The sequence below is a fragment of the Deminuibacter soli genome (assembly GCF_003412455.1).
In the GTDB taxonomy this organism is placed as follows: Bacteria; Bacteroidota; Bacteroidia; order Chitinophagales; family Chitinophagaceae; genus Deminuibacter; species Deminuibacter soli.
This window is the reverse complement of record NZ_QTJU01000001.1, coordinates 809,509-835,188: the sequence shown is the minus strand read 5'-3', so window position 1 is coordinate 835,188 and position 25,680 is coordinate 809,509. Positions and strand designations below refer to the sequence as shown.

Here is a 25,680-nt window from a genome sequence, read left to right as displayed (position 1 = left end):
CCGGCTAAAGGTGGGCCAAAGAAACTATCAGGCCAGCTTTCCGCTAAAAACGGATTCGCCTTTTATTGATATTAGGTGCTTTAAAGCGTTACAAGCATGGTGGCAAAGCCTTTCTACACGTCTGTCACAGTCGCAGGCAATATAGAGCGTATTAGCTTCTATTTTTAATGTCAAACTATAACGGATGGAGCCGTTTGAATTAGAAAAGATAAATCCTTGTCTGGTTACCATTTGCAGGTTTAATGACTGCAAGTGCCAATGCTTATAAACCAGCGTATCATTATCAATGTGGCGTTTCAGATCTCCTTCTGATAACGCGCCATAAAATCCCAGCCTTATAGGATAAAACTCTTTGGTATTACGTAAATCATCTTTCCCTATGCGATTTGCCATAAAATTGTTTTAAAACGATTAGTCAGCATTATTAAATGGCGTTAACAGCCTTGTCAACTGTTACAGGAAAGGATACGCTCTCCAGCAACACGAGAGATGCCAGTCGCTTTTTGTATGCATCTTCTGTCACTGTCATTAGTTCTTTAACCCTGCCCTGTAGCACTTTCGCTACTTCAAGCGGTACAGTATAGCTCTCTTTATAGCGGGCCTCAGAATAGGCTTTATTTAAAAGATTAAATAGTTCTGTTTCCTCCGTTGTGAGGCATGGAAAAACGGTGGTTGGCACCATTGTAAAATTCTCAATCAAGGCCAGAAGACGTGAAAGGTTGTGTGTTGTTGATCTGTAGCCAGTAATTGACCTAAGCAGTGCCATACAGGCATGCTGTGCAGATTGATGCAAATTAAAAAGAGCTTGTTCCGGCCAATTATCCTTTATACAGCCCTCTGCTGTTTTGTAGAAGCGTTGGGCAATGGGGAAACACTGGTTCCAGTGCGCTTCCATTGCTTTTTTTAGGTCTGCATTATCAAAAGGTTGTACAGGTGCATAAAAAATATTCGCATTGCTGTCGTAAAGCATAATTCCTTTACTATAAGCAGTTGTAAAAAAACGCCAGCCAGCTTCCAGCGCCTGACTGAATGCAGTGGTTTTTAATATCACACTGGTAACATCACAATTTAAACCTGCTGCCTGCTGTTCTATAGTTTGAATCAATTCGTGATCTTCTTTTTTTTCATCAGCATTAGTAATTATAACAAGGTCGTATGTGGTAGGATATGTATGTTTCTTACATACATCATCCTCGCCAAAAATTGTCCAATCTTTTGCAATCGTTGTTCGACTGCCGTAGCACATTATTTTTTCGGGCTTAATTACCTGTATAATCTTGTGAGTTAGGTTCCGAAGCGCAGTAAGCTGATTTTTGGACAAATGAGATAGTTTGTTTAACATGGGTACGATTTAGATAGTTAATGATTAGTGAGAAGTAGAACATGGAAGTAGGATGGAAAAGACGGTTGTATCTGCTTGGCAATCGACTTCAATAGAGCCACCAAGTGCTTCCGTATATATGCGGCTAAGAAATAGTCCTAATCCACTACCGGCAAGGCCGTTATCAAGTTGATAGAATGGCTCGAACAGATGGCTTTCCTTTTCAGTCGGGATTTGAATGCCTCGATTCCTAACCTGTAGGAGCAGTCCGCTTTCTGTTGCATTGGCAATAATGTCAATACTGGTTGAGCGTGTACAACATTTGATGGCATTGGACAACAGGTTGGCAAGCACCTGACCTAATTTTACTTTATCTGTATTGATTAGCAAAGTATCGGTGCCGGTGCCGTAGAAAATTTGAATATCATTCCCTTTCATACGGGAGTGCAGTTCAAAGGGGGCTATCAGTTCTGAAAGCCAGCTGCTGAAAAGGAACGTTTCATTTGTTGGATTTATCGTCAGCTTACCTGCATTAATCTTGACAGTGGAAAGCATGTTGTCTAATACGTGTAGGGTACTTTTACTAATGGTAATTATGGCCGACAGATAAAGTTCACTTTTTTCTCCGCGTAAATAACCGCACGCCTGTATTATACCGGCAAACTGGGTTCGCAACTCATGCGCAAAAATCCCCAAAAACAGCTCCTGGATTTGAATGTGTTTGTTGTCTGTCGTTTCCTGACTGGAAAGGGGTTCTGAATCATTAATGGCCCCGCTGCTCTTTTCTGAATATCCCATAAAATAATAGCTTGATAACCTGGTTAGCCCTAGCCTGGTTATGATTAGGAGAAAGAATTAGAATGCTGGGATTAAGCGAGTTGTATGGTAAGAAATAACCCGTTGCTGTGGCTGGTTTCAACAAAAAAGGACGTGGGTTAGTTCTTACCGTCCTTGAGGGCTACGACACCCTTGACTACGAATAAGAACGCCCACGCCATGACGTGAGCGATTTACTCTTATTCCCGTAGTCGCTGAAGGTCGTAGTTTCAAGGACGAGAAGTAAAGCAAACACGCTTAATATTTTAATATGCCTGCAAAAATAGGCATCGCGATTTAACTGTCATTAAAAAACATCTGGATTTTCATTATTCCCACTAAGATAATAAATAGTCGTATAACGACAATATTTAGTCGCAAAAAGACAACAATTTTCATTCCACGGTATTCACCCTATATTTCAAATACAAAGTGTTCAAATTCAATAGGATGTCACCCCGTAATATCAATAGGATTAGAGTTGTTCTGGCTGAGCAAAATAAAACCAATAAATGGCTGGCTGAAAAAATCGGTGTTAGCGAAACTACCGTTTCGAGGTGGGTTAATAATACTCAGCAGCCCAAAGTCGAGATTTTTGTACAAATAGCGGATTTAATGAAAGTTGATATTAGAGATTTGTTTGAATCCACTTTATCGAAGAAGTAGCTTTGATTTTCTTAAACTCATAATGTTAATTAGAACATAATTCACGTAATAATGAGCATAATAAAAAACGGTTTCTTTGCCTATTCTTCCTACCCAAGTTCTTCCGGCGAATTCATTGAAAGAGCCTTATCTCATATTAGGAAGAATAATGGATTAGTTTTCCTTGAATCATGGAGAAATCTACAAATTTCAGGTAAACTTATTATTACAGAAATTTTAAAAAAAATAGAGAAGTGTGATTTCTTCTGCGCAGACCTCACCGGGGTAAACGATAATGTTCTATTTGAAATTGGGTTTGCTATAGGTAAAAAGAAACCAATATGGTTAATAAATGATACGACAAACATCTCTTCGTTTAACAAATACAAGGAGCTCCAGCTACTTCTGCCAATTGGCTATTCATCATATACGAGTAGTGACGATATTATTAGGCAATTCGATTCGGAAAAAGTGTACGAAAGCAATAGTGATGTTATAGAGTCAATATTTTCAACAGTCGAACAAAAACAAACAGACAAAATATTATTCTATCTAAAAAGCCAACACAGTACTGATTATAACAAATTGATTATCCAAAAAATTGAAGACTATAAATTCACTTATTCAATAGACGATCCATACGAAGGGAATGTACAGCCTCTATCTTGGTATATTGAACATTTATTATCAACACCCTCTGCATTAGTTGAATTTTCAAGCACTAATAAGTTTGGTTATGAGATTCATAATGCTAAGTGTGCCTTAGTTGCTGGATTAGCTCTGGGTGTCGGAGTTAAAGTACAAATGGTTGCGGAAGAGTATTACGATACTCCGATGGATTATAAGGAATTGCTTAAAAAATTTCACAATTTAGAAACATGTAAAAAAATTATCGAGTCGTTTTTAACTGAAGTCAGAAATGAGTTACCTAAGTTCTATCAACAAAATATTAAGACTGAAATTTCTGTAAAAGCTAGGAGCTATTTGCAAAAATTAAAATTTGGCGATTTTATCGCTGAACATGAAGCAGATGATCTTTATGACTATTATGTCAATACTGTTCATGAGCAAAACCTTATAAAGAACGAACATAATATTGTTGTCGGTAGAAAAGGGACCGGCAAAACGGCAACACTATATTACTTGAATGCAAAATTATCAAAGAATGTCAAAAATGAAGTGTGCCTTATAAAGCCGATAGACTTTGAAATAGATGGCATAATATCTATTTTATTAAATTTAAAAGACGAGTTTGAGCGTGGTTATATAATTGAGTCCATTTGGAAGTTTCTTATATATACCGAAATAATGAATAGCATTTTTCCAAGCATTTCAGAAAAGCCATTATATGCATTAGATAAAAATGATGAAGAAATTATTGCTTTTGTAGAAGAAAACAGAAGGATAGTTTTAACCGACTTTTCAACTCGATTAGAGCAAGAACTTAGTAAATTATCGAGCTTGAAAGACTCTTTTAGTCAAGCTGATTTCCGTTTGAAAACTGCCGAAGTGCTTCATGAAGGGATAATCAAAAAGATGAAGGAGCTTATTATCAACCATCTTTCCAAGAAACATAGCCTTGTCGTCCTGATAGATAACTTAGATAAATCATGGAGCAAAAATGCTGACATGGAAATGGTAGGCAAATTTATTTATGGACTACTCAACGTAATAGGTCGCATATCTAAAGACTTAAAAGGTAAGCCAAGCAACCCCCATCCATTCAATTTTTGCTTAGTTATATTTTTAAGAAGTGACATATACATGAATATAATTCAATATGCGTCCGAGCCTGATAAAATCCAGATAACAAAATTAGTCTGGGAAGATCCCGAAATCTTTTTAAGATTAATAAATGAACGTATTGATATACTAAACGACAAATCAAAGATCACCCATAGTCTTTTTTGGGATGAATTGATTGTAGATATGGTTGACAACGAATCCGTCAAAGATTTTATTTTTAAAAGCATAATACCTCGTCCTCGAGATATTATATTCTTTTTTACCACCGCTAAAAATATTGCAGTATCAAGAGGCCATACCCAAATTCTGGCATCGGATGTAAAAAAGGCGCTGCAAGAGTACAGTAGCTGGGTTTTTAAAACTATAGTGGTTGAGAATGAGGTTTCTTACGCCCAAATGGAAGCCTTTCTTTATGTTTTAATTGGAGAGAATGGTACACTTTCAAGAGATCAACTTGTTGCGTTTATGAATTCTGCGAGTATTGATATAAGCTCCGAACAGAAGATAGACGCTTTTTTAGATCGTCTTGTGGAGCTTTCCTTACTAGGACGTGAAATAAGGAATGACGAGTTTGCTTTTGTTTACGATTTTGAAACAGACAAGAAAATTAAAATACTTGCATCTAAATTGGGCACAAAGCGTTTTAAGATACATAAAGCTTTTGCACCCTATTTAGAAGTATCTGATAATGGTTAATAGAGCTAAACATATTTCATTCTTAAAGTAACAATATGGAGTTTAAGACTGACGAGTTGCCAATTAAAATAATCCATTGGGAGTATTATAAATCACCTAAAAGTATCACAAAAACAGACATGGGTATGACCATCCGGCATGTATTGAAACCTGATACCAAAATCGCCAATGGCTTGTTATTTCGATGTTTTGTCAAGTTTTATAAAGAAGCAGATTTGAGTCTAAACTGTATTGCCGAACAGGTATTTATTAATGACGGAATAAAATCCCTTAATTTTCTCGAAATAAAATCCATCATGGAAAAGGCGTTTTATAACTTCAATTGTGTTTTTCAAAAGGAATACAAAAAATATGCATTAGGCGCCAATCTTATTTATACTGTAAAAGACCAAGAAGTCCATAATTTGTTAGGCTATCTAAAGAATGTATAGGTTTTGACAGCCGAAAAAAGATTGTCTGATATATCATTGTCTTTTATCAGGATCTATGGTTCTTGATATTTTTGATCGAGAAACATAGGTCTTTTATTCTTTGTCTAATTATTGTCTATTTTCACAAGGGTATCTTCTGATTGCATTGTATTGCGTACTATGATTTGATCCATTTTAATCCTGAAACTTTTCTTGCTTCTTTGATAAAGGTTATGCCATGCTTTTACAATATGGGCATTTTCCTGTTGGCGAAGAACAATTTCTATCGCCTTTTCTTTCTCTATCCACTGGCTGCCGAGTTTGTAAATATCGCCAATTGCAAGAGCGATTACTACTAAAAGAAACCAGCAGCCAAACACTATCTTATAGAATAATTTAGCATCCTGTTCAGGAAAAAGCAGAATTTGAAATTTCTTCGTTAGGCTCTTAGGCTGTCTTGCTGCAATTAAAAGCGCATCAGTCATACCTTTCTTTACAATGTCCTGTATAGGAGCCATATCAGCTGAAGCTGTTAAATGCTGGTTAGCTAATTTTTCTTCGAAACCGGCAATTTTATGTTGCAGCGTGTTAAAAGCCGTTGCCATATCAACAACAGCTTTATTCGTTGTTTTCAGTTCTTCGCTAAACTCGTTCATCACAATTTCAATATGTTCTGTATTCATAAAAATAGATTTGTTTTTTAGTAGTAATGTTACCTGCTAAGAGATTGGGCTTTTTCCTTTCTCTTTCTTTGTTCATACCCTTCCTGCGTTAATTCAAAAGGCATGTGGTCATTCGTAGGTGTGTATTTCAGGAGGTCGTCGATCATCTTTTCTAAAAAGGCAACACTTTTATCATGTTGGCCGTGTGTAGCTTTTTCCCATTTTTTTTCATCCCGGCCTGATTTGGGAATATCGGCGCTGCTGTCTTGTTTGTGTGCCTGCTGCCGCTGTGCTATCTGGTAAGCCTGTTGTGTTGCTTTCTTTGCCGCGAGTTCATTTTTGAGAGAAAGCACCTTTTCTATTTTGGAAAGGGAAAAGCCAACTTCACTGCCTTTTGTCTTTACTTTCTTATCATCAATGAAGGAAATCCCCCGGCCTTTTACAACCTCATACCCGCGGTTTTGCATTCCTTTTTCAAATTCCCGGTAATTGTTAGTCTCCTTCAATGTTTGCCGGATATCATTCAGTAGCTGTTCCTTTCTTAGATCATGGCGGGGCAGGCTACGTTCCTCTTTTGATAAAAAGGCACGTGGGCTTAACACTTCTTTTAACTGGTATTGCTTTTCCAGATTGCGGCAGAGCTGTGCCATTCTTCGGTAACTATTGCTATCGCTGGCCACTTTCTTGTCAAAGCCAACGCGGTTGGCAACAATATGAATGTGTTGCTCTTTAGTGTCTTTGTGCAATACGCAGAAATATTGGTTCTCTGATACACCAAACTCCTTTGCACATGCCTGACCTATTTCCATCCATTTGTCTTTGGAAAGTTCCTCGCTGGGAGCCAGCCGTAACGAAAAATGAAACACCGGTTTTTCCACTCGCTTGCTTAAACGGGCTACCTCATTAAAATCTCTTGCCAGTTCTTTTTTGTCGCCGTAACACTTGTGGTAATACAAAACCTCTGCCCGGTCTTTATGCTGCAGATGGTCTTTTTCTGAAAGTTCCCGCTTCTTTTCTTCGGATAATTCTTTCTTGTCTTCTAAGCAATACCGCATACAATCAAAGAAAGAAGCCCCGGTTCCCACATAGCCGATCATGCTAAACTGCTTTTAATTTGTGAAGCAATCTCCCGGAAACGTGCTGCTATTACTTTCAGGTCGGCACGTTCATAAGAACTTAATTCGTCTATGCCATTTCGCTTTTTGGCAATCTGGTTCAGGTTCGCTGCCATGTGGTTTAGCATGGCGGTAAAGGCTAGAAAATCTTCCGGCAGGGTAATTTCCTTTATGTCAATTTTTCCGGTAAGCCCCATTTTTCGCAGGTACTCGGATACTGTGGCGTTTACTTTTTTAGCTTTTGCTTCTATCACGCGCCTTTCGTATTGACTGCATTTGATAGCCAGGTACTGATCTTTTTTAATCGCTTTGGGTGGCCGTCCACCCTTGCTTTTTGTTGTTTTAATCTGCTGCTCCATATCGTTCTCACTTTAATTTTTTGAATGCGATAGCATGAAAAAAATCCCCCCACGAATGCCCCCGGCATGAGTGGGCCAGCGTTTTGGTTTTACCAAAACATAGCTGGCTACTTCAAACTCACAAATGCCTTCCTATGCTCCGGTTTTGCTCTTTGATATACTGCTGATGAATAAGCCATGCGTTTAAGTCCTTATGGCCTTTATAAAACTCGCTGCGGTCAATGTATTTATCTTCCTTGCCGGTATTCCATTCCAGCGCTCTTTTGGTGGCATTTGTTCCAGCGGTATCCCTGTCTAAAATCAAATGCACCGTCTTGTATTCTTCCATCTGCTGACGGCTTTTTTCAAAGAAGGAAAGGGAGTTTAGTATCAGGCAATTTGACAGGGGCGCTTGCTTCTCCCGGTTGATCGTTTGAAAAGAAAGGAAGTTGAAAAGCCCTCGAATACCACCAGATCATCCAACCGCCTGCCTTGTTGCAGGCTAATATCTTTGGGGGAACTGCTGCCTTTAAAATTCTCGTTTCGCAGCTCATAGCCTCCGGCGTTGTTGGGAAAGCCGATGACAGTATGCTGCCTCCCATACAGAAGAAAATCCACCTCTTTACAAAAACGGCTGGCAATATCTACCGGAATACTTCTTTTATGCAGGTAGTCTGATAGGCTTTTATCCGCAAGGGGCCGCACGTCCTGAATGATAATTTTACCATAGGCAGGCTCTTTCTTTTCACCAGCAACAACAGCCGGGACAGAAGGCAAAAGGCCGGGGGAAGACTGCGGGTGAAAAGAAAAAGGAACGGTGGGTATGATGGATAGCCGTTCTAAAAACTGTTTGATTTGGCACCGGTGATACTGCGTTCCAAAGTCAATAATATCACCGCCCTGCCCGGTGCCGTGGTCGTACCAGACGTTTAGTTGCCGGTTCACTTTGAAGGACGGCGTTTTTTCTTCCCGCAAAGGAGATAGATACCAATAATCTGAGTTCCTGATTTTTTGCGGCTGATGACCTAACGTTGCCAGATAATCCACCAGATTAATCTGCTTCGCATCCTGGATAGAAAGACTGCGTTCCATAATATCCGATTTAATAATGTGGTCAATGGAATACTGTCTTACTTGCCGTATCGTTTGCGAATACTTAGCATTGGAGAAATAGCGCTTTTCTTCAGAAGCTGCGGATCATTAAACTTCTGTACCCAATCCAGTAATTCACTGTACTTTACCAGATAGCTTTTGCCGACTTTAATAGCGGGTAAATTCCGGTGATGGATGTAATGCCTAACAGTGCCAATTGGGCGGCAAACAATGTTAGCGGCTTCTGTTAAATCAATTAACCGGTTGGGATCAGATGCCGGGCCAGCCTGCACTTTTTCTGCGTGACTGGATAATAAATTAACTGTGATCTGTAGTTGATCCAGACGTTCAATAATAACTTCAAATGGATTTCCTGACTGCATACATGTAGTTTTAATTGTTACTAACTGTATGCAAATTCTTATGGAAGGCTCCCGTAATCAGGCGTATCAGGGAATGAAATCAGGCAATTAGGGAAAGTTACTTTGTGTTACGGTAATCGGCTTATTTTCAACTCTTTCAACCGTGCTGAATATTTTCTGAAATTGTTGTCGTTCCTAAATTCTGAAATAAATACTTTTAATTTTCCAATCCTATTACCGGAATAAAACTGGTATGCTTTGAAGATTTCCTCCAATGTATGTTCCGGTTTAAAATAATTGTGCTGGTAAAAGAACTCAATCATGGCCGCAATGCAGCCGTTTAATCCGTAAGGATTCTTTCCGTTAGCTAACTTGGGAATAGATTCAAAAAGGTTAAACTCAAAATCTGCTTCTGATAATTTCGATTTGATGAATTGCAAGGTATCTTCCGCTTCTCCATGCATCGGCCGAAGCATCTCTAAAAAAATCGGCGTGTTGTTGGCTTGGATTTCCTGCACAGTAGAAGGTAAGTTTTCCGGTGCGAGTGTTTGTGTGGGAGAATGGGAAGCAATTTTATTATCAAGTGCTGAAAGAATGGCTGAACGGTTTTGTCCGTCTAATGCGTACATGTTTTCAAACTGTCCGCTTTTCTTCAGGTTATGGCTCTTTAGTATACACCATTGTAGTTCTTCGTCTGCATCATTTTGTAATTGTTCACCGTATGGAGCCGGGTTTTCTGAAAGCAATTCCCGGCAGCGCTTTAAAACAGAAAGTTTAAGAAGGTCAATCTTTTCGGTGATAGTAAGCAGAAAGCTTTTGTTGAATGTCCAGAATACAAACCGGGACAAATCTTCAAAATAGTTAGTGTTCCAGAAATTGTCTGACGTAATACCAATCTCATGTGTTAACAGTGAAATGCAATTACCGTTGCGGATAATCTGGGAAACGTATTTATCGTAAAAACCGATATAGAAGTAAAAGCGCCCTGTTCGCTTCCCATCGACCGAAAGCTCTTTCAGATAGTTTCGGTTAGAAAGGTATTTTGTAGTGAAGCCTATGTTTTTAGGTCTTTCCATTTGTTATAGGTGTCAGCTATAAATTTAAGATATCCTGTATTCCCTATTGCATTCTTACTATTGCTTATATTTTCGCGTATACCACTTCAATATCACACCCGACCTGCCTTTTAAAGTCCTCAATAAATGTATCAGTAAAAGCAGGCCAGTTCCAAAAAGTAAATCCCAAATCGCTAAATCCCCATGCAGGAATAAATTTAAAGTTGTGAATCTCTGCACCCACCTCGCACTTTGGGCAAGTCAGATTGTTGCTCTCGCCACTGCTCCATTCATTTAGAAACTCCCAATCTTCCGATGCAATATCCTCTTGGCAATTTGGACAAATAAGCGTTTCAATACCATTTTCCCCTGCATGAAATACCTGCCGTTCTGTGATTACTTCCAGTCCGTTTACCAGCAACTCAAATGGCAAATATTCTGGTTCGGCGGTTATTTTACTGGCTCCCTGAGAAATTGAGTAGCCGTATTCGGAACTAAGAATGCAGGCTGAGGGCTCAGATTTAACGGCATCAATTGAAATAAGCCATTTCAGGGTTTCATTGGCTTTTTGTTTCCTGTCGTTACATACTGATAGCTTAGGTACTAGCGATACGCTATGGTCACTCATAGAATTTATTTAGGATAGCTCAATTTACAATCAATACCGATGTAAGTGAATTGGGAAGGCAGGAGATGAAAAAAAGGCAACAAATTTAATCTAAATCAACATTTTTAACAAATATTTTTTCCGCGAAAAACATGTATCAAAACCTGTATCAAATGAAAAAGCAGTTATGCGCTTTCACGTCATAACTGCTTGATACTGAGTGGGCCCACCAGGGCATGATCCTGGGACCCCCTGATTATGAGAGAGATGGGCCAAAGCATTTTTTCTCTGAAACTCAGCACCAGTGCGGGTTTTACTTTTTTGATGTTGATGTGTTTGCCTTCTTGGCTGTCTTTTTTGTTAACTTTTTTGTTACGGAGGCCTTCCGGTCGTCCAGCTCTGCAGCTATCTCTTCTACTATGAGTTTCAGCTTCTGGACGGCATTCAGCGTTTCGGGATTTCGGAACATTTCTTTCTCGAATCCATACAGCCAGTTCATGTTTACCCCATACAGGTGGCAGGCACTCCAGCAATGCTCATGGCGGAAGCTTTGTTTGCCAATTTTGATCTGCCGGAGATTGGTGTGCCCAAAACCCAGGGCTTCCAGAAATTCCTGCTGGCTGCCGGCACGGTCGCGAGCGATCACGTATTCCATTAATTCCAGCATCCGCTGATTCCATATTGATAATCTTATCTCACTCATTTGTATCTTTGAAATAATTATCAGATAATTATTTTAGTTATGGGAAAAGCCAAACCTAAACACTCTGTGTTTTTCCGTGGTAAACGGGTAATAGTGCCTCGCTTGGTTAAAATCCTCGTTGGCACCAGAAATCTGGATCTGCCATTGCGCTATATGTGGTGCCTTTATACCAGGGAACCTTCAATTAAGAGAACAGCGTTGTCTCCGTTACTTCATGCAGGCCTACTAACATGGGTTCTCCTTTTACGATTCCTCTGTTTTTTGACAGGACGAGAAAAAGCCGGTCCGTCCGGAAAATCGCGATTATTGTTTCTCCAATGCGCTCGCTTTGTTCTCCAACTTCTTCGTAATAAACTTTTCCTTCGTGCCTGAAGCTGATGGATGCAATTCGCATGTCGGATATTTTATTGCCCTGGGCCTGCAGGCTTTCTTTTATGAGGCCATAAGCTTCCTCTGCTTCTGCTGGTGAGTTGGCAAAGGGTATAAAAAACTTTTTCATCGTAAACATTTTTATGTTGCTACCTGTAAACCCTCCAATTAAAAAAGGAATTAGCAGTGCCGATATAGTAGTATGCGCCGTCGTAACTTACTTTACCTTCAATTCGATATTGATAATCTTATCTCGCTCATAATTAAAACTTGTCATCTATTTTCAAGGCATTGAAAATGCCAGATAGAATACTTTTTGCAGCAGCATCTAATTCTCCCCAATTTTCATAGCTATATATATCTATGCCTGATTTTTGTTGTTCCTGGATTACCTCGTCCACTCGCCTTTTTTCTTTGGCGCCGTCAACAATAAAATCGAAACTTAAGAGCCTAACCCTTGCTTTGTTTTCTTTACATTCAATTGTTACAATGACTGAATTATGAATTGCTAATGTCTTATCTACATAAGTATCAAACGAGTAACGGCCGAGCAGTTTACCGGTTTCTTTTTCATCTATTTGAAGATTATCCTTGGGTTGAGTGAAATGATCATTAACCCACTGCCTTGCGGACAGAAAGATTTCGGACATGCTTTTCCCGGGTATGCTATCTACTTTCTCATAGATAAGGTGTCCGTCTCTTAATGGCAATTCCACACGCTGCGAAAAAGATAACACAGGTATAAGCAAAGCGAGAAACAGTAATTTATTCATAGGTAATTGCCTAGTTAAATGTGGCTTCAGTAATAATTTCGGCAATCTTATCTTTGTCTACATTACTGGCAGCAGCGATCTGTCCAAGCAATTTTAATTGAGCCTCCATCAGCCGGTTTCTTTTCCTTATTTCAAAGTACCAGCCGATAAGAAGTTTGTTAACATACAGAATAATGGCAACGCCGACAATGATCAGCAAAATTTCCTGGATTGCTAAGTTTCCCATAATTGTGAGTTTTGGTTAAAACGTATTGATTTGTAAATATTTATGTTTGTTCATTCTGTTCAATCACTACGATTACTAAATTTTTTAGTATTTATTGATTTCTTACTCATATATTCGTTTTGTAAATCATTCAACACACCAACTCCATTACCAGATGAACACACAACTAATAAAGCACTGGAGCGTGGCCCTGACCTATATAAAACCTATAGTCTCATAAGCCTGCCTGCACCGACACTTCCTGTATAACATCAACTCTTAATTACTGATTCCCATAATTGCTTTGAAATGACGACCGTTTCAATTTGCATGCTATGTCCCCGTGCAGCTGAATGCCCTATTTTACGCCAATATCCTGACCAGAATACACGTTATAAAGCCTGTGCATATCTGCGGACGCCTCTTGCACTGACTTATAATTTTTCCCTGCAGCAACCTCGGCTGTTAATTCCAGAAGGGCCTGGAATCTGGCTTCAACGCTTGCAGGAATTTCTGAGGAACCACCAGCAATAGCTTTTACCATTTGCACCAGATCTCGATTATTGTCAGCCAAAGTCCGGTTGGATTCAGCTAATGCTTTGTTTGCCTCGGCCAAAGTATTATTTGCCTCACTTAATTTAAAAAGCGCTTGCAGGGTAGTGTCACTTCCTTGCAGCTCTTTTTTATTAGATGTGTACTCCTCGAACGGTTCTCGAACTTCATTATTCGTTTTTTCCGACACTTTTTTATATGCAATACCGAGACTATTGTAGAATGAATCAAGACGGTTTAAAAACTTTTGGTTACCGCCTTTTTTCAATATGTCGCTTATGTAAGTCCTCGTATACCCTAATCTTTGGGCAATTTCTTCCTGAGTGAATCCAAAATCAGTTTTGATTTTATTCAACAAATCGCTTATGTCTTCAGAATAACTCATTTAAAAATGTCGGATTATTAGACATTGTCTAAATTTCGATAAAAACGACATTTTTGCTTTGAAATGTCGGAAAAGTAGACAATCTTTGTTTTCGTAAAACAATTACAAAAGCAATGATAATAAAAAGCCGCCGTAAGAACAATAAGGACCTCACTCCTGCAGAGCAGGATAAGCTGCGCCAGCTGACACAGCCCTATGGTTGCCTGGTGTATGCCTCTCAACAGACAGGAATTATTCCCGACACAATCAGAAACATCTTAACACGTGGTGCCGGTAAAGCTGAATACGTTGATAAGATTCGATCTTTTATCATTGCTGAAACGAAAGTATTACCGGTCATCGGTACTCACAATACCCCCTAAAAAATACTTCCATAGTTAACCCTAATTCAGCCTATATGAGCATAGCACAACGAAAAAAGTTGATCAGCCGGCGCGCAAGCCTCGCACTTTTCGACCCGGCTAACTGGATAACACTTGATGAAGCCAGGAAGCTTTTAAACGGCGGCAAAGGAATTACGGCTAAAAGTATGATGAACCGGGTATATGCAGGCACTCTGCCAGATGGTTGCTGGCGCAAAAGCATGAGGGGAAACTACTTCTTTCACAAACCATCCCTGATGGGGTTAACGACAATACAACATGAGTAACCAGGTTATCGAAGATACCGAAGTAATAAAAGAATTGCAGGCGCTACACAGCTGGGCTGTGGGCACTGCGGAAATCGCCGCAAGGTTAATAAAGAGGCTGCAGCCTGTGTCTACAGGACGCAGTAAAAAAAAGGTTTTGAGCGATGCGGAAATCGCAAGGCTCCTTGAACGAAAAAACCGGCGATTTAATAACCTCCAAACACCGTCTCCACTTCCTCCACAATCAAATAAAACACACCCATGAAACTTTTCTACACTCTCTCCTTGTACTACCACATTGTTGGTGCTGCGTTCATTGTTATGTGCGCACTGGTTACCATTTACCTGCTGGTAGTTCCTCCCTACGTAACATCATCAGTAATCAAAAACATCAAAGCCATGTGGTTTAAAATCTGTGCATTCATCGCCCTTGTGGCAGTAGTAACCGTAAGAATGGTTTTCTTTCTTCGCAAGCGTGACGAGCCAATACAAAATGATCCCACGCCTGTACTGCACACCCACTACCATCAACAGGCTATTGCATGCCTGAAGCTTTACATGGAAGCGCAAACAAAGCCTGAAAAAGATTTTTTCGCGCAGCGTTACGCCCACCTGTTGCAGCAGATATGCGGGCACGGCGTAGAGCACGCTTTGAAAAGTAATGCTTGGCCTATCGGTGATATATACGTTCCAAAGGCTGGTCCCGCAATAATAAGTTCAATATCCAATCAATAATATAGGGTTAGGGTTGATGGCCCTGCTATTCATGGTGGGGCACCCTTTAAAACTTCTCATTATGAAAAAAAGATTGTTCGATTACGAGCGCGTGCGGCTGGAAATCGAAAGCTGCAAAACGCCGGGCCAGCTTTCCATTGCGCTCCAAAAGGTAAATCTCTTTGCTCAAAAATATCCAGGTTCGGATTTATCAGAATCGTTGCTCGATATGGTTGCCGAGGGATTGAAAAAAATAAAGCAAGAAAATGAAAAGTACGCAATTATTGACGGGTAACGAGCCAGCCAGTCCGCGCCTGAAAGATGGCTGGGCCCATGGCGATGCATCAGCACCAGGCATGACAATCGCACAGACAGCGCTGCTTCACTTTATGGCAAACATGGTACCGGCGTACGATTTTCAAATTGACGCGCAATCAGCAAAAGAAATAGCGCACGCGGCCGATCAGCTTACAACCGCTTTCATTAATCAGATCAATAAAAATCAAAACCTGCAGGTGGCGGTTAACCTGGATGCCATGAACGAGAACACAACAACTATTGCCGGCGAAAACGAAGTGCACGGCAAAAACATTTTCGGCAATTCAAGCGACCCTGCGCTGAACGCAAAGGTTGACACGATTGACGAACCGGGCGACGACGAAACTGAAGGTGATGAAGGCGTTGTGGAAGAAGCTAGCGCCTTAGCCGAAGTGGATTAAATTAAAAGCCAGGCTGTGTAATGCCAGCCTGGCTTTCCTAAAAACCTTAACACTAAAATTTATGTCATTTCAATTACGCAAAGCCACAAGAACGAAAGCCAAAATCAGGCTCGGGTTATCTTCTATAAGCGGAGGTGGTAAGACTTTTTCGGCATTACTGATTGCTTACGGACTTTGTGGTGACTGGGATAAAATAGCCGTTGTGGATACCGAAAACAACAGTGCAGATTTATACGCGCATTTGGGTTCGTATAATGTTGTTCCAATCTCTGCACCGTTCACGCCTGAACGTTATATCCAGGCAATTGATGCTTGCCATGCTGCTGGTATGGAGGTAATTATTGTAGATAGCATTACGCATGAGTGGGATGGATCAGGCGGTATTCTGGAAGCAGCCGACAATATGCCGGGCACCAGTATAACCAAATGGGCTAAGCTTACTCCGCGCCATCAGGTATTCATCAATGCAATCCTACAAAGCCCCTGCCATATGATTACTACTGCACGGCGCAAACAGGATTACAACATCATTCAGGAGGGAGGGAAAACAAAAGTTGAAAAGAACGGCTTACGGGAGATTACACGAGAGGGCTTTGAGTATGAACTGACAATAAACTTACAGCTGGATGCTATGCATAACGCTACGGCTTCCAAAGACAGAACCGGGTTGTTTGCCGGAAAGCCAGAATTCATCCCTTCTGTAGAAACTGGAAAAATGATAGCAGAATGGTGCGAGACTGGAATAGATGTGCAGGCTGAAATACGTGATGCCATAACGAAGCTGGGAAATTGCGAGACTATTGAAGAGCTACGCCTTTTCAAGGAAACACTGCAGCCGTTCGTTACAGATGATCCGGAGTTTAAGGCAGCCGGTAACAGCCGCTACATGGAGCTAAAGAAGCTGCTGGCACCTTCTACTCAAAAAAATTAACCGGCCATGGTACGTAATAAAGAAATATTCATTGAAGTACGGGAGCAGCAGGCGTATGCTTTCTGTAACCAATGCGGCGTTAATTGGTCATCCCTGGAATCTCAGGATGCAGAAGGTGATGAGCAGTATGAATATTGCCCACAATGCAAATCTGATCATGCACTAGAGCCAGGCCATGCTGGCGAGTGCTTCTACTATAGTGCCATTGAAGGAAAAGTATTCAGCCTGAGTACTGGCCTTCCAAAAGTTACCCCGGCACCTTTTGTTCCTGTTAAACCGGAAAGAGGTTGGGAGCCGAAGAAATGGCTTGCACAAACTGAACAAAGGGACAAGACTGAGCTTGATGCATTGGACGCGTATGTTGACTGTTTTTTCAAAAATGGTCCAGAAGCAGCCGAAACTGCCTATTTCAAAACCTTCAAAAAAACACAGAAATGAAGTACTTAAAAATTCAAAACGATGGCATACTGGACATTCGCCTGGTAGCCCTCATGGGCGGTACCACTAAAGCCAACGATCGACACAAGATCGGCCAGTTCGGCACCGGCCTTAAATACACCCTCGCCTTTCTTTTCAGAAACAACCTTGACTTTAAAATTTTTGCTGGCACACAACAGGTGCGAATTGACCTTGAAAAAGAAGAGATCCGCGATGAAGTGTTTGAAATCATTTGCATCAACGGCCACCGCAGCTCAATCACAACCAAAATGGGTGAAGACTGGACCGCATGGATGATCATTCGCGAATTATGGTGCAACGCCCTGGACGAAGGTGGTGCTGTTAAAGAGATAACAGACCAGCTGGAAGGTGCCGAAGGAAAGACTACATTTTTCATCCAGGCAGATCGACAGGTGCAGGATGTCGTTAACAAATGGTCAAGGTATTTTATACACGAACAGGAACCAATCTGGAAGGGTAATGATTGCGCATTATACCCTGCGGGTGATCACCTCTGTATTTACAAAGGCGGTGTGCTGGTTTACGAAAACCGTGAAAAGAAGGGCGTTTTCTCTTACGATGTATCATTCCTGGAAATTAACGAGCTGCGTGAATACCGTAGTTCGCCTAGTTACGCAGTTGTTTGCGCTCTGCATAACTGTAACGAGAACGCGGCCCGCTATTTCCTGGAGAACGTAACAGAAAGTCACTACGAAGGTGAGATGGATTACAACTGGTACCAATCATTCGGCCAGGCTTGGCGTAATGTTATTGGTTCTGCAAAGATCATACACCCCGAGGTGCTCAAGGAAATAAAGGACCGCGGCAACACACCGGATGAAAGCACGCTGCTGGTGATTCCCAAACAATTGTTTCATTTTCTTTCAAAGCAGTTCGACGGAATCAGTGCTCTGCGTGTAGCCTCGAAGCTCAGTGATTTCTACGAAGCCCACAACGAGCAAACCGAAGGTAAAGTGAAGCAGGCACTTACCATCCTGGAAGCTTGTGGGTATGTGATTCACCCGGAGCTGCAGTTCGTGTACGGTTTCTTTGAAGACAACATGGTATTGGCCAAAGTGGTGATGGATACCAAAAAGATCATGGTTTCAAATACCATGCTGCAGCGGCCACTCTTCGATATTATCACAATGATTGTTGAAGAAAATGAGCACTACAATACCGGCATGGACGATCACACCCGTGCGTTTCAACAGCATTTCATTGACCTATATACCCGGCAATTGCTTGCCGGATCGGAGATAGAAATATGATGTACCTGGCCGTTACCATAAAGAGCTTTTGCAGCAGTCGTGTGTATGGCATCGCAGGCACCCAGGTTACAGTGAAACGGATGGATAGTGATGGTGTAGCGATAGTTGAAGATGGTAACGGCTTCAGGTTCACCTGCAGGGCGGAGCACCTGGTGAACCATTGCCCTGCAACGGTACCGGATCGGTTGCCTGATCCTACACCGGTACGAAATGCAGCTCCTGCCAGGGCCGGCACCAAGCGGCCACAACCCATCCCGAGTAATCAATGTTCGCTTTTTTAAACACACATTATAAATGGGAAAAAAAACAACAAAAATTCAGATTGCCCCGCCGGTGGACGAGCAGGGTGTTGAGGTGGTAAAATCGCCAATTCAGATTATGAGTGCCGCTCTGAAGGACGAATTCTGTAACTACACCTATGATCACCTGGTGGCGCCCAACACAACGAACACCGTTAATATTAAATCATCTGTATTGGTTCACGATGATTTGAAAAAGGCCTTCGCCCGGCTTAACGTTCACCTTGCTGTTATCTGTGAAGAAATTGACCCGTTAGATGTACTCGATATCGAAGACATAGCGGAATATGATTCCAGCATGCACAACGAGGAAAGCATGGAGTTCAAAGTGTCCAGGTTTACCGTTACATCTTTCAAAATCGACGGAACCGGCGAAAACGAGGGTGTTACATTGGCTGGACACAAACGCTTAAAAACCGGCGATTACTTAAAGCTGGATACTCCAAAAACCAAGTGGATCAACGACTATCCTTTCATTAATGAGCTGCGGGTGGTTATTGATGACCTCCGCGCTGAAGTTGATAAGTACATGCACGGTAAGGCCGCACCCCGCTGGATCCAGCCAGAGCTGGATATGCCTGAAGATGGCCAGGAAGAAGATCTTTCGCTGGCGATATAGGCCGATTTGTAAACAACAAAAAAATATCGAATGAAACTGAAAGAGTTTAATGCGGAAAATACAGTTCCGCTCCGTGGTGGCGCCGCAGTTATATCAGCGGTTTCCCTCAATCAGAAAACAGGTTTATTCAACTTCAGCCTAGGTGCAGTGGAGCAGCTGAAGTTGATTGATGGTGAACAGATAATTATTTATCAGGATGAAGAGCATCCTGAAGACTGGTACCTGGAAATCGTTCACGATAATGGTTTTGTGCTGAGAAAAAAAGAAACTGTGAGCAAAGGGCTCATCTTCAATAATACAGCCATGGCCCGGGCTATTTGTGAAAGTGTTGGTTTTGATGACCATGCAGGCAGAATACTCATTGCGGGCGAGCCTACGCCGCATGGCAAACGTAAACTATGGGCATTACTCACAAGTGGTTTAAGAAACAAATAGCAAGGCATGCGCATTATCGACTACGGACACGAATTCATTGTAACATGGGAGTGGGATCACTGGCACAAGCGTAACCTTCAATCCATTAAGGATTTGCCGGCCAGTGATCGCCGCTACATCGCCGACAAAAAGCATTGGTGGGTATCCGGCAACAGCCGGGATGCAGTACTGCAGCTGCGGGAAACGCACCGTGCGCAGATCATTGTGCCCGACGCGCTGAAACCAGAAATGATTGGCGAAGTAGATCCGCTGCCTCAGTTGTCCGTCGAACTGCCGCTAAAACCAGATGCAATACTGCGCCCTTATCAGCGCCAGGGTGTTGCCGGTATGATGAACTTTCGTAGGTGTATGAACGGTGATGAGCAGGGCCTCGGCAAAACATTTCAGTCCATAGCCAGCGTGTTGGGGTTGAATTCCTTTCCCTGTGTTGTAGTATGCCCGGCGGCAACGAAGTACAACTGGAAGCGGGAGTGGGAAAAATTTACCGGCAAGCGAGCGATGGTGCTGGATAGCACGATGAGCGCACAGCAAAAGAAAAGCTGGCACCAGTATGTTACTGCAGGCCTGGCTGATGTGGTCATCGTTAATTACGAATCTATACCCACCTTTTTTGTCGAATCATTCCCGCAGGAGAAAACCAAAACAGGTAAGAAAAAGCCATGGGCGGCCAAGGATGTTATCCTGAAACCATTCATGGGCATGTTTAAATCTGGCATCCTGGATGAAAGCCACAGGTGTAAAGACCCGAATAGCAATCAGAGCAAGTTTATCCTGCGTCTGTTTGTAGGGCTGGAACACCGTTTCCTTTTGTCGGGCACGCCGGTGATCAACAAGCCAAAGGACCTGTGGCCACAGCTGGCCATAATGGGCACACTTCACCTGTTTGGCGGTAAGGCTGCTTTCCTGGAAAGATATTGCGAAGGCGGTAATGGCGCCAATAACCTGCGAGAGTTGAATTACCTGCTGCGCAAACACTGCTTTTTCCGCCGAGAAAAAAAGGACGTGGCCAAAGATCTGCCGGAAAAGCAGCGCCAGACAATAGAGTGCGATATAACCACCAGGGCTGAATATGACCGAGCTGAACGTGATTTGAAGCAGTGGCTGGAAGGGTCTGGCTTTAATGGCGAGCAGATCGATAAAAAAATGGCCGGCGAGGCTTTACTGAAGTTGAATGTGCTGCGCCAGATATCTGCCCGCGGAAAGATAGCTGAGGCCAAGGAGTTCATTCAGGAAGTACTCGAAGCTGATGAAAAGCTGATTGTGTTCTGCAACCTCTATGAAATTGTTGATTCCTTGCTTTCATTATTTCCCGGCGCTGTCACGGTTACCGGCCGCGACAGCGCTCAACAAAAGCAGGAAAATATCGATCGTTTCCAAAATGACAGCAGCTGCAAGCTCATCGTTTGTAACATAAAGGCAGCAGGCGTGGGTATTACCCTCACTGCCAGCTCACGCGTAGCATTTGTCGAATACCCTATTACGTATGCTGATTGTGTGCAGTGTGAAGACCGTGCTCACCGTATCGGCCAGGTGAACAATGTGATGTGCACCTACTTCAACGGCGTCAATACCATAGATGAACGCCTGTACGAAATCATCCAGGAAAAACGCCATATCGGCAATACGATTACCGGCGCCAGCGATGAGATGCAAATGCAGGTGGTCAGCAAACTTCTCAATCTTTTCACCAATAAAAAAGTTGCATAGATGGCAAAAAAATCAACCAACAAAGAGCTTGTTGCTGAGCTTCAGAAGAGAAACCTTACTGGTAAATATGACCAGTTGATCGAAAACGCAAAAAGCAACCGCTACCACGACTACAAAAACCCTGATGATGTAATCTGTGGGAAAATGGAACTGGCTGCAGACCTGTCTTCATTTCCTGAATTGCAGGACATCAGCGACGCAGTTGTTCGCGGAGACTATGACGAAGAAGCTGACGAGCAGGACAAGGCCATGCTGCGCAGCTATCTCCCCAAAAAATCATGGCCTGTTTTCGGACTGTAAAAAATTACGTGTATGACCCAGGAAGAATTACAGAAAAAGTACAACCACCTTCTTGAAAAGGTGCGGCGCATGCGCGGTGTGCAGAAAGAGTTTTTTAAATACCGCGCCCGGGCAGACCTGGACCTGTCCCGCCGCCTCGAACGAGAGGTGGACCATTTGATCCAGGATGAAGTTAATAACCAAAAATCCAAACAAATACCCCTGCTATAGTTATGCCCAACCGAATGTTAAGAGACTGGACTGATAGTGAAAAAATGAAAAACCTGTCAGCACAAGCAGAACGGTTCTTTACCCGGTTGATCATGAAAGCGGATGATTATGGATGTTTTCACGCGAACGTGAGCCTGTTGAAGGCAAATCTTTTTCCCTTGCTATTAGATGCTGTGCGAGAGGCCGACATTTCCCGTTGGATCGCTGAGTGCGAAAAGGCCGGACTGATTGTTCTCTACCAATCCAACCGCAAGTGGTTCTTACAGATAAAAGAATTCCGTCAGCGGCTTGACAAATCGCGCGCAAAATTTCCGTTACCAACTGGCACCGACTTCCGGGAAATCGTTAACGAGTTCCGGGCTGAAACCGAAACCGAAAAGGAAGTAGAAAAAGAAAACACTATCCCGGTTTCCACCGGGGTGAGTGAGCAGGATCTGTATCAATCGGTGAATAAAAACAAGCGGGATGTGTTTGAGTACATAAGGGATCACAACCCAACGCTTATACACCCCTACGTTGACCTCTGGAACTTTTTTGCAAAAGAACGTAAGCTGGCACAGGTGAGCAAAATCACCAGTACACGCATAAAAAAATTTTCGGTGAGGATACACGAGCGCTCATTCAAGTTTCTGGATATACTCTCGATGGCAAGCCAGTCGCAGTTTCTGCTAACCAGTTCCTGGTTCGGGTTTGACTGGATCATCGAAAACGAATCCAATTACCTGAAGATACTGGAGGGTAATTATCAACCTAAAAGCCAAGAATTAAACCAGCAAAGCAATGCAAACGCAACAGACGAATATCTCAAAAAGCGACAGGAAGCAGAGGCGAGAACGCGTGAACTCGGGCAAGGCTGATTTAAGCACTCTGGTATATGGTAAGATACAACCGCAGGCCAGAGATCTTGAAGAGGCAGTGCTGGGTGCAATACTCATCGAAAAGTTTGCCATCGACACGGTTGTGGAGATATTGAAACCGGGGATGTTCTATGTAGATGCCCATAACCGGATCTATGGCGCATGCCTTCGACTTACTGACAGGTCGCAGCCTGTAGATATTTTGACCGTTGTGCAGGAGCTGAAGCGCTGTGAAGAATTGGATTCGGTTGGTGGACCGTTTGCTGTGACAAAGCTCTCCAACGGTGTTACATCATCTGCTAACCTTGATGCCCACGCTCGTATTGTTTTTGAAAAGTTTATTCAGCGCGAGCTGATACGTGTAGGCGGGGAAATTATAGCGGATGCGTATGAAGATAGCAACGATCCGTTCGACCTCCTCGACCAGGTGGAAGACGAATTGTTCAAGATAACAACAGGGCATTTAAAAAGCGATTATGCTTCTACGCAAGCCCTGGCAGCCCGCATTATTTCTGAAGCTGAGCAGCGAATGCATAACCGTGATTTTTTGACCGGCGTACCAACCGGGTTTGCTGCGCTGGACAGGATCACCGCAGGCTGGCAAGCACCCGACCTGATTATTTTGGCAGCACGCCCCTCTGTCGGTAAAACAGCATTTGCCCTGGAGCTGGCTCGAAAGGCTGCTATCAATCACCTGAAGCCAACGGCTGTGGCGGTCTTCTCTTTGGAGATGAGTGCTGGCCAGCTGATGAATAGGCTGGTGTCGCGGGAAAGCCAGGTGCCGCTGGACAGAATTACGCAAGGACGGATGGATGATCTTGAATTATCCAGGTTTAAGTCCGCGGCAAATACGCTGGCACAGGCTCCAATCTACATTGACGATACGGCTGCACTGAACATTTTCGAGCTCCGCTCCAAAGCCAGGAGGCTGGTAAATAAACACAGTGTTGGCCTTATCATCATCGATTACCTGCAGCTAATGAGCGGCACCGTAGAGGGTAAGCAGGGAAATCGTGAACAAGAAATTAGCACCATATCCCGCAACCTGAAAAAGCTGGCCAAGGAGCTGAACATTCCCATCATCGCGCTCAGCCAGTTAAGCCGCGCGGTGGAAGGTAGGAAAGGAAATGAACCGCAGCTGAGCGACCTGCGAGAATCCGGAGCGATAGAGCAGGATGCAGACATGGTGATGTTTCTAACGCGTCCCGATTACCAGCAGGCTGCGGGCGACGTGGACCCAGCACTGCAGAATCTAGCCGATCTGCACATTAAAAAGCACAGGAATGGCGCATTGGATAAGCTGGCATTTAACACTGACCTGCGAATACAGGCCTGGTTTGAGCCGGAGCAATACAGGGATTATGAAGGGCAGAGGAATATTGCCCGGGGTAGCTGGCGCCCTGTGCCGACGCCTACCTCGCAGCAGCCTCCTAAACCTGCAGCACCAGATGATTTAACCGACGAAATGCCTTTTTAATGAAGAATTGGACGATTAAGCAAATTGAGCAGCTGCAAAGCGTCGGCAAAATTCGCGGCTACCAGGTAACAAAAAAGCCGGCTGCCTCTGTGAAATTATCGGCTAAGGTTCCCAAACAAGTGGCCTGGATGAATCTGCAGTTGAGTACCTGGTGTATGATTTTCGGATTTGAGCTATACCGGGAATTTAGGTTCCATCAGCAGCGTAAATGGCGCTTTGATTTCGCCTTGCCAGCCTTTAAAATAGGAATTGAGTACGAGGGGCTGAACAGTGCCAAAAGCCGCCACACAACGATAACCGGGTTTACTGGCGATACAGAAAAGTACAACACAGCGCAGGCTCTGGGCTGGCGGGTTATTCGGGTGACAGTACTGAATTACAAATCAATCATTCAAATTATAGAGGCTTATGTACCTGGTGATGATGTTGGGAAATGTGAAGGTTGACAAGGTTATGGTAAAGTATAGCGGTTTGAGTACCGCCACGCAGCGCCAGCAATACCTGGAAAGGGTTGCGGATGGACTGTATAAAAAACATTATGGAAAAATAAAACAGGCAATGCGTGAACCGACTTTTTATGTAGATGGCGCGCAAAGCCGCATTAACCGCCCTGCATAGGGCATAACTCAAACCTATATGATCGAAGATAAGCTGATACTTGATGCCTGCTGTGGGGCCCGGAAAATGTGGTTTGATAAGAACAACCCAAACGCCATATATGGGGACATACGCAGCGAAACGCACGAACTTATAGACGGGCGCACGCTGGAAATAAGGCCTGATGTTGTCCTGGACTTCACCCAGTTACCGTTTCCTGACGAAACTTTCAGGTTGGTAGCATTTGACCCGCCGCACATACATGACCTGGGCAAGTCTTCAATAATGGCCAAAACCTATGGCATACTGTCCTACCATTGGCGTGATGATATACGGGAAGGTTTAAAGGAGTGTTTGCGTGTGCTGAAACCTTACGGCGTCCTGGTATTTAAATGGAGCGAATCAAGCGTAAAGCTGTCCGATGTAATGCCATTGCTGCCACAGGAGCCTGTTTTTGGCCATACGTCCGGAAAGCATGGGCGAACTATCTGGATGACATTTTTAAAAAAATAAACCGGCCCGGAAGGGCAATTAAAACATATGAACATTTTAAGCATCGGTGCCGCAATAGATTATAAAATATTACGGTCTGACATTATTGATCCAAACAAAAGGTTCAATTGCAC

Annotated in this window: 37 protein-coding genes; 21 read left to right on the top strand and 16 right to left on the bottom strand. The window is 42.8% G+C overall.

Annotated elements, in window-relative coordinates; genetic code table 11:
- Positions 1-27 precede the first annotated feature (27 nt).
- From DXN05_RS03670 to DXN05_RS03660, 3 genes are read right to left on the bottom strand one after another with little or no spacing between them, the layout of a single operon-like run.
- Complete coding sequence (locus DXN05_RS03670) at positions 28-393, bottom strand: hypothetical protein (protein ID WP_116845840.1); 366 nt, start codon at positions 391-393, stop codon at positions 28-30.
- Positions 394-424: 31 nt separating this feature from the next.
- Complete coding sequence (locus tag DXN05_RS03665) at positions 425-1,342, bottom strand: HEPN domain-containing protein (RefSeq protein ID WP_116845839.1); 918 nt, start codon at positions 1,340-1,342, stop codon at positions 425-427.
- 24 nt (positions 1,343-1,366) lie between these two features.
- On the bottom strand, positions 1,367-2,119 hold the full coding sequence (locus DXN05_RS03660) for a sensor histidine kinase (protein ID WP_116845838.1): 753 nt from the start codon (positions 2,117-2,119) through the stop codon (positions 1,367-1,369).
- A gap of 468 nt (positions 2,120-2,587) precedes the next feature.
- On the opposite strand from DXN05_RS03660, the gene DXN05_RS03655 reads away from it, so the two are divergent.
- From DXN05_RS03655 to DXN05_RS03645, 3 genes are read left to right on the top strand one after another with little or no spacing between them, the layout of a single operon-like run.
- Positions 2,588-2,803 (top strand): helix-turn-helix transcriptional regulator, encoded by a 216-nt coding sequence (locus DXN05_RS03655; protein WP_116845837.1) that lies wholly within the window; start codon positions 2,588-2,590, stop codon positions 2,801-2,803.
- Between the two features lie 51 nt (positions 2,804-2,854).
- Positions 2,855-5,224, top strand: a complete 2,370-nt coding sequence (locus DXN05_RS03650; protein ID WP_116845836.1) for a P-loop ATPase, Sll1717 family — start codon at positions 2,855-2,857, stop codon at positions 5,222-5,224.
- 35 nt (positions 5,225-5,259) lie between these two features.
- Complete coding sequence (locus DXN05_RS03645) at positions 5,260-5,655, top strand: hypothetical protein (RefSeq protein WP_116845835.1); 396 nt, start codon at positions 5,260-5,262, stop codon at positions 5,653-5,655.
- 104 nt (positions 5,656-5,759) lie between these two features.
- Here the strand turns inward: DXN05_RS03645 and DXN05_RS03640 are convergent, their stop codons facing one another.
- The 13 genes from DXN05_RS03640 to DXN05_RS03585 form a co-directional block, all read right to left on the bottom strand.
- Positions 5,760-6,317: a hypothetical protein gene (locus DXN05_RS03640; protein ID WP_116845834.1), complete on the bottom strand. Its 558-nt coding sequence runs from the start codon at positions 6,315-6,317 to the stop codon at positions 5,760-5,762.
- A gap of 29 nt (positions 6,318-6,346) precedes the next feature.
- Positions 6,347-7,393 carry a relaxase/mobilization nuclease domain-containing protein gene (locus DXN05_RS03635; RefSeq protein ID WP_116845833.1) on the bottom strand — a complete coding sequence of 349 codons (1,047 nt, stop codon included), beginning with the start codon at positions 7,391-7,393 and terminating at the stop codon, positions 6,347-6,349.
- Positions 7,390-7,770, bottom strand: coding sequence for a plasmid mobilization protein (locus DXN05_RS03630; protein ID WP_116845832.1), 381 nt, complete (start codon positions 7,768-7,770; stop codon positions 7,390-7,392). Before DXN05_RS03630 ends, DXN05_RS03635 begins: the two co-directional genes overlap by 4 nt.
- 118 nt (positions 7,771-7,888) lie before the next feature.
- On the bottom strand, positions 7,889-8,155 hold the full coding sequence (locus DXN05_RS25020) for a toprim domain-containing protein (protein ID WP_245975144.1): 267 nt from the start codon (positions 8,153-8,155) through the stop codon (positions 7,889-7,891).
- Positions 8,140-8,841 carry a CHC2 zinc finger domain-containing protein gene (locus DXN05_RS03625; protein WP_245975108.1) on the bottom strand — a complete coding sequence of 234 codons (702 nt, stop codon included), beginning with the start codon at positions 8,839-8,841 and terminating at the stop codon, positions 8,140-8,142. The genes DXN05_RS25020 and DXN05_RS03625 overlap by 16 nt, the downstream gene beginning before the upstream one ends.
- Before the next feature lie 38 nt (positions 8,842-8,879).
- Positions 8,880-9,224, bottom strand: a complete 345-nt coding sequence (locus DXN05_RS03620; RefSeq protein WP_116845831.1) for a helix-turn-helix domain-containing protein — start codon at positions 9,222-9,224, stop codon at positions 8,880-8,882.
- Positions 9,225-9,331: 107 nt separating this feature from the next.
- Positions 9,332-10,279, bottom strand: coding sequence for a hypothetical protein (locus DXN05_RS03615; protein WP_116845830.1), 948 nt, complete (start codon positions 10,277-10,279; stop codon positions 9,332-9,334).
- Between the two features lie 64 nt (positions 10,280-10,343).
- Positions 10,344-10,886 (bottom strand): hypothetical protein, encoded by a 543-nt coding sequence (locus tag DXN05_RS03610; RefSeq protein WP_116845829.1) that lies wholly within the window; start codon positions 10,884-10,886, stop codon positions 10,344-10,346.
- 292 nt (positions 10,887-11,178) lie between these two features.
- On the bottom strand, positions 11,179-11,568 hold the full coding sequence (locus DXN05_RS03605) for a hypothetical protein (protein ID WP_116845828.1): 390 nt from the start codon (positions 11,566-11,568) through the stop codon (positions 11,179-11,181).
- Between the two features lie 184 nt (positions 11,569-11,752).
- Entirely contained in the window at positions 11,753-12,067 is a 315-nt protein-coding gene (locus DXN05_RS03600; RefSeq protein ID WP_147313831.1) for a hypothetical protein, read from the bottom strand.
- Between the two features lie 133 nt (positions 12,068-12,200).
- Complete coding sequence (locus DXN05_RS03595; protein WP_116845826.1) at positions 12,201-12,710, bottom strand: DUF4468 domain-containing protein; 510 nt, start codon at positions 12,708-12,710, stop codon at positions 12,201-12,203.
- Between the two features lie 10 nt (positions 12,711-12,720).
- Positions 12,721-12,936 carry a hypothetical protein gene (locus tag DXN05_RS03590; RefSeq protein ID WP_116845825.1) on the bottom strand — a complete coding sequence of 72 codons (216 nt, stop codon included), beginning with the start codon at positions 12,934-12,936 and terminating at the stop codon, positions 12,721-12,723.
- Positions 12,937-13,273: 337 nt separating this feature from the next.
- Positions 13,274-13,852, bottom strand: coding sequence for a helix-turn-helix domain-containing protein (locus tag DXN05_RS03585; RefSeq protein ID WP_116845824.1), 579 nt, complete (start codon positions 13,850-13,852; stop codon positions 13,274-13,276).
- 113 nt (positions 13,853-13,965) lie between these two features.
- On the opposite strand from DXN05_RS03585, the gene DXN05_RS03580 reads away from it, so the two are divergent.
- The 18 genes from DXN05_RS03580 (at position 13,966) to DXN05_RS03485 (ending at position 25,567) form a co-directional block, all read left to right on the top strand.
- The gene (locus DXN05_RS03580) at positions 13,966-14,214 is read left to right on the top strand and encodes a hypothetical protein (protein ID WP_116845823.1); all 249 of its coding nucleotides are present in this window, start codon (positions 13,966-13,968) and stop codon (positions 14,212-14,214) included.
- A 35-nt stretch (positions 14,215-14,249) separates the two neighbouring features.
- On the top strand, positions 14,250-14,501 hold the full coding sequence (locus DXN05_RS03575) for a hypothetical protein (protein WP_116845822.1): 252 nt from the start codon (positions 14,250-14,252) through the stop codon (positions 14,499-14,501).
- Between the two features lie 240 nt (positions 14,502-14,741).
- Positions 14,742-15,215, top strand: a complete 474-nt coding sequence (locus DXN05_RS03565) for a hypothetical protein (protein WP_147313830.1) — start codon at positions 14,742-14,744, stop codon at positions 15,213-15,215.
- Positions 15,216-15,276: 61 nt separating this feature from the next.
- Positions 15,277-15,489: a hypothetical protein gene (locus DXN05_RS03560; RefSeq protein WP_147313829.1), complete on the top strand. Its 213-nt coding sequence runs from the start codon at positions 15,277-15,279 to the stop codon at positions 15,487-15,489.
- The gene (locus DXN05_RS03555; protein WP_147313828.1) at positions 15,461-15,913 is read left to right on the top strand and encodes a hypothetical protein; all 453 of its coding nucleotides are present in this window, start codon (positions 15,461-15,463) and stop codon (positions 15,911-15,913) included. Before DXN05_RS03560 ends, DXN05_RS03555 begins: the two co-directional genes overlap by 29 nt.
- Before the next feature lie 61 nt (positions 15,914-15,974).
- Positions 15,975-16,844, top strand: a complete 870-nt coding sequence (locus tag DXN05_RS03550) for an AAA family ATPase (RefSeq protein WP_116845817.1) — start codon at positions 15,975-15,977, stop codon at positions 16,842-16,844.
- A gap of 6 nt (positions 16,845-16,850) precedes the next feature.
- Positions 16,851-17,282, top strand: a complete 432-nt coding sequence (locus tag DXN05_RS03545; RefSeq protein ID WP_116845816.1) for a hypothetical protein — start codon at positions 16,851-16,853, stop codon at positions 17,280-17,282.
- On the top strand, positions 17,279-18,553 hold the full coding sequence (locus DXN05_RS03540) for a hypothetical protein (protein ID WP_116845815.1): 1,275 nt from the start codon (positions 17,279-17,281) through the stop codon (positions 18,551-18,553). The genes DXN05_RS03545 and DXN05_RS03540 overlap by 4 nt, the downstream gene beginning before the upstream one ends.
- 294 nt (positions 18,554-18,847) lie before the next feature.
- A complete protein-coding gene (locus tag DXN05_RS03530; protein ID WP_116845813.1) occupies positions 18,848-19,471 on the top strand; it encodes a hypothetical protein in 624 nt (207 codons plus the stop codon).
- A gap of 30 nt (positions 19,472-19,501) precedes the next feature.
- Positions 19,502-19,906, top strand: coding sequence for a hypothetical protein (locus tag DXN05_RS03525; protein ID WP_116845812.1), 405 nt, complete (start codon positions 19,502-19,504; stop codon positions 19,904-19,906).
- A 6-nt stretch (positions 19,907-19,912) separates the two neighbouring features.
- Positions 19,913-21,613: a DEAD/DEAH box helicase gene (locus tag DXN05_RS03520; RefSeq protein ID WP_116845811.1), complete on the top strand. Its 1,701-nt coding sequence runs from the start codon at positions 19,913-19,915 to the stop codon at positions 21,611-21,613.
- Positions 21,614-21,913: a hypothetical protein gene (locus DXN05_RS03515; protein WP_116845810.1), complete on the top strand. Its 300-nt coding sequence runs from the start codon at positions 21,614-21,616 to the stop codon at positions 21,911-21,913.
- Positions 21,914-21,925: 12 nt separating this feature from the next.
- On the top strand, positions 21,926-22,123 hold the full coding sequence (locus DXN05_RS03510) for a hypothetical protein (protein WP_116845809.1): 198 nt from the start codon (positions 21,926-21,928) through the stop codon (positions 22,121-22,123).
- Positions 22,124-22,125: 2 nt separating this feature from the next.
- Positions 22,126-22,980: a hypothetical protein gene (locus tag DXN05_RS03505; RefSeq protein ID WP_116845808.1), complete on the top strand. Its 855-nt coding sequence runs from the start codon at positions 22,126-22,128 to the stop codon at positions 22,978-22,980.
- A complete protein-coding gene (gene dnaB / locus DXN05_RS03500; RefSeq protein ID WP_116845807.1) occupies positions 22,904-24,457 on the top strand; it encodes a replicative DNA helicase in 1,554 nt (517 codons plus the stop codon). Before DXN05_RS03505 ends, dnaB begins: the two co-directional genes overlap by 77 nt.
- Positions 24,457-24,903, top strand: a complete 447-nt coding sequence (locus tag DXN05_RS03495) for a hypothetical protein (RefSeq protein ID WP_116845806.1) — start codon at positions 24,457-24,459, stop codon at positions 24,901-24,903. Before dnaB ends, DXN05_RS03495 begins: the two co-directional genes overlap by 1 nt.
- 25 nt (positions 24,904-24,928) lie before the next feature.
- Positions 24,929-25,075: a hypothetical protein gene (locus DXN05_RS24555; protein ID WP_158559112.1), complete on the top strand. Its 147-nt coding sequence runs from the start codon at positions 24,929-24,931 to the stop codon at positions 25,073-25,075.
- 18 nt (positions 25,076-25,093) lie between these two features.
- Positions 25,094-25,567: a TRM11 family methyltransferase gene (locus tag DXN05_RS03485; RefSeq protein ID WP_116845804.1), complete on the top strand. Its 474-nt coding sequence runs from the start codon at positions 25,094-25,096 to the stop codon at positions 25,565-25,567.
- Positions 25,568-25,680: the final 113 nt, after the last annotated feature.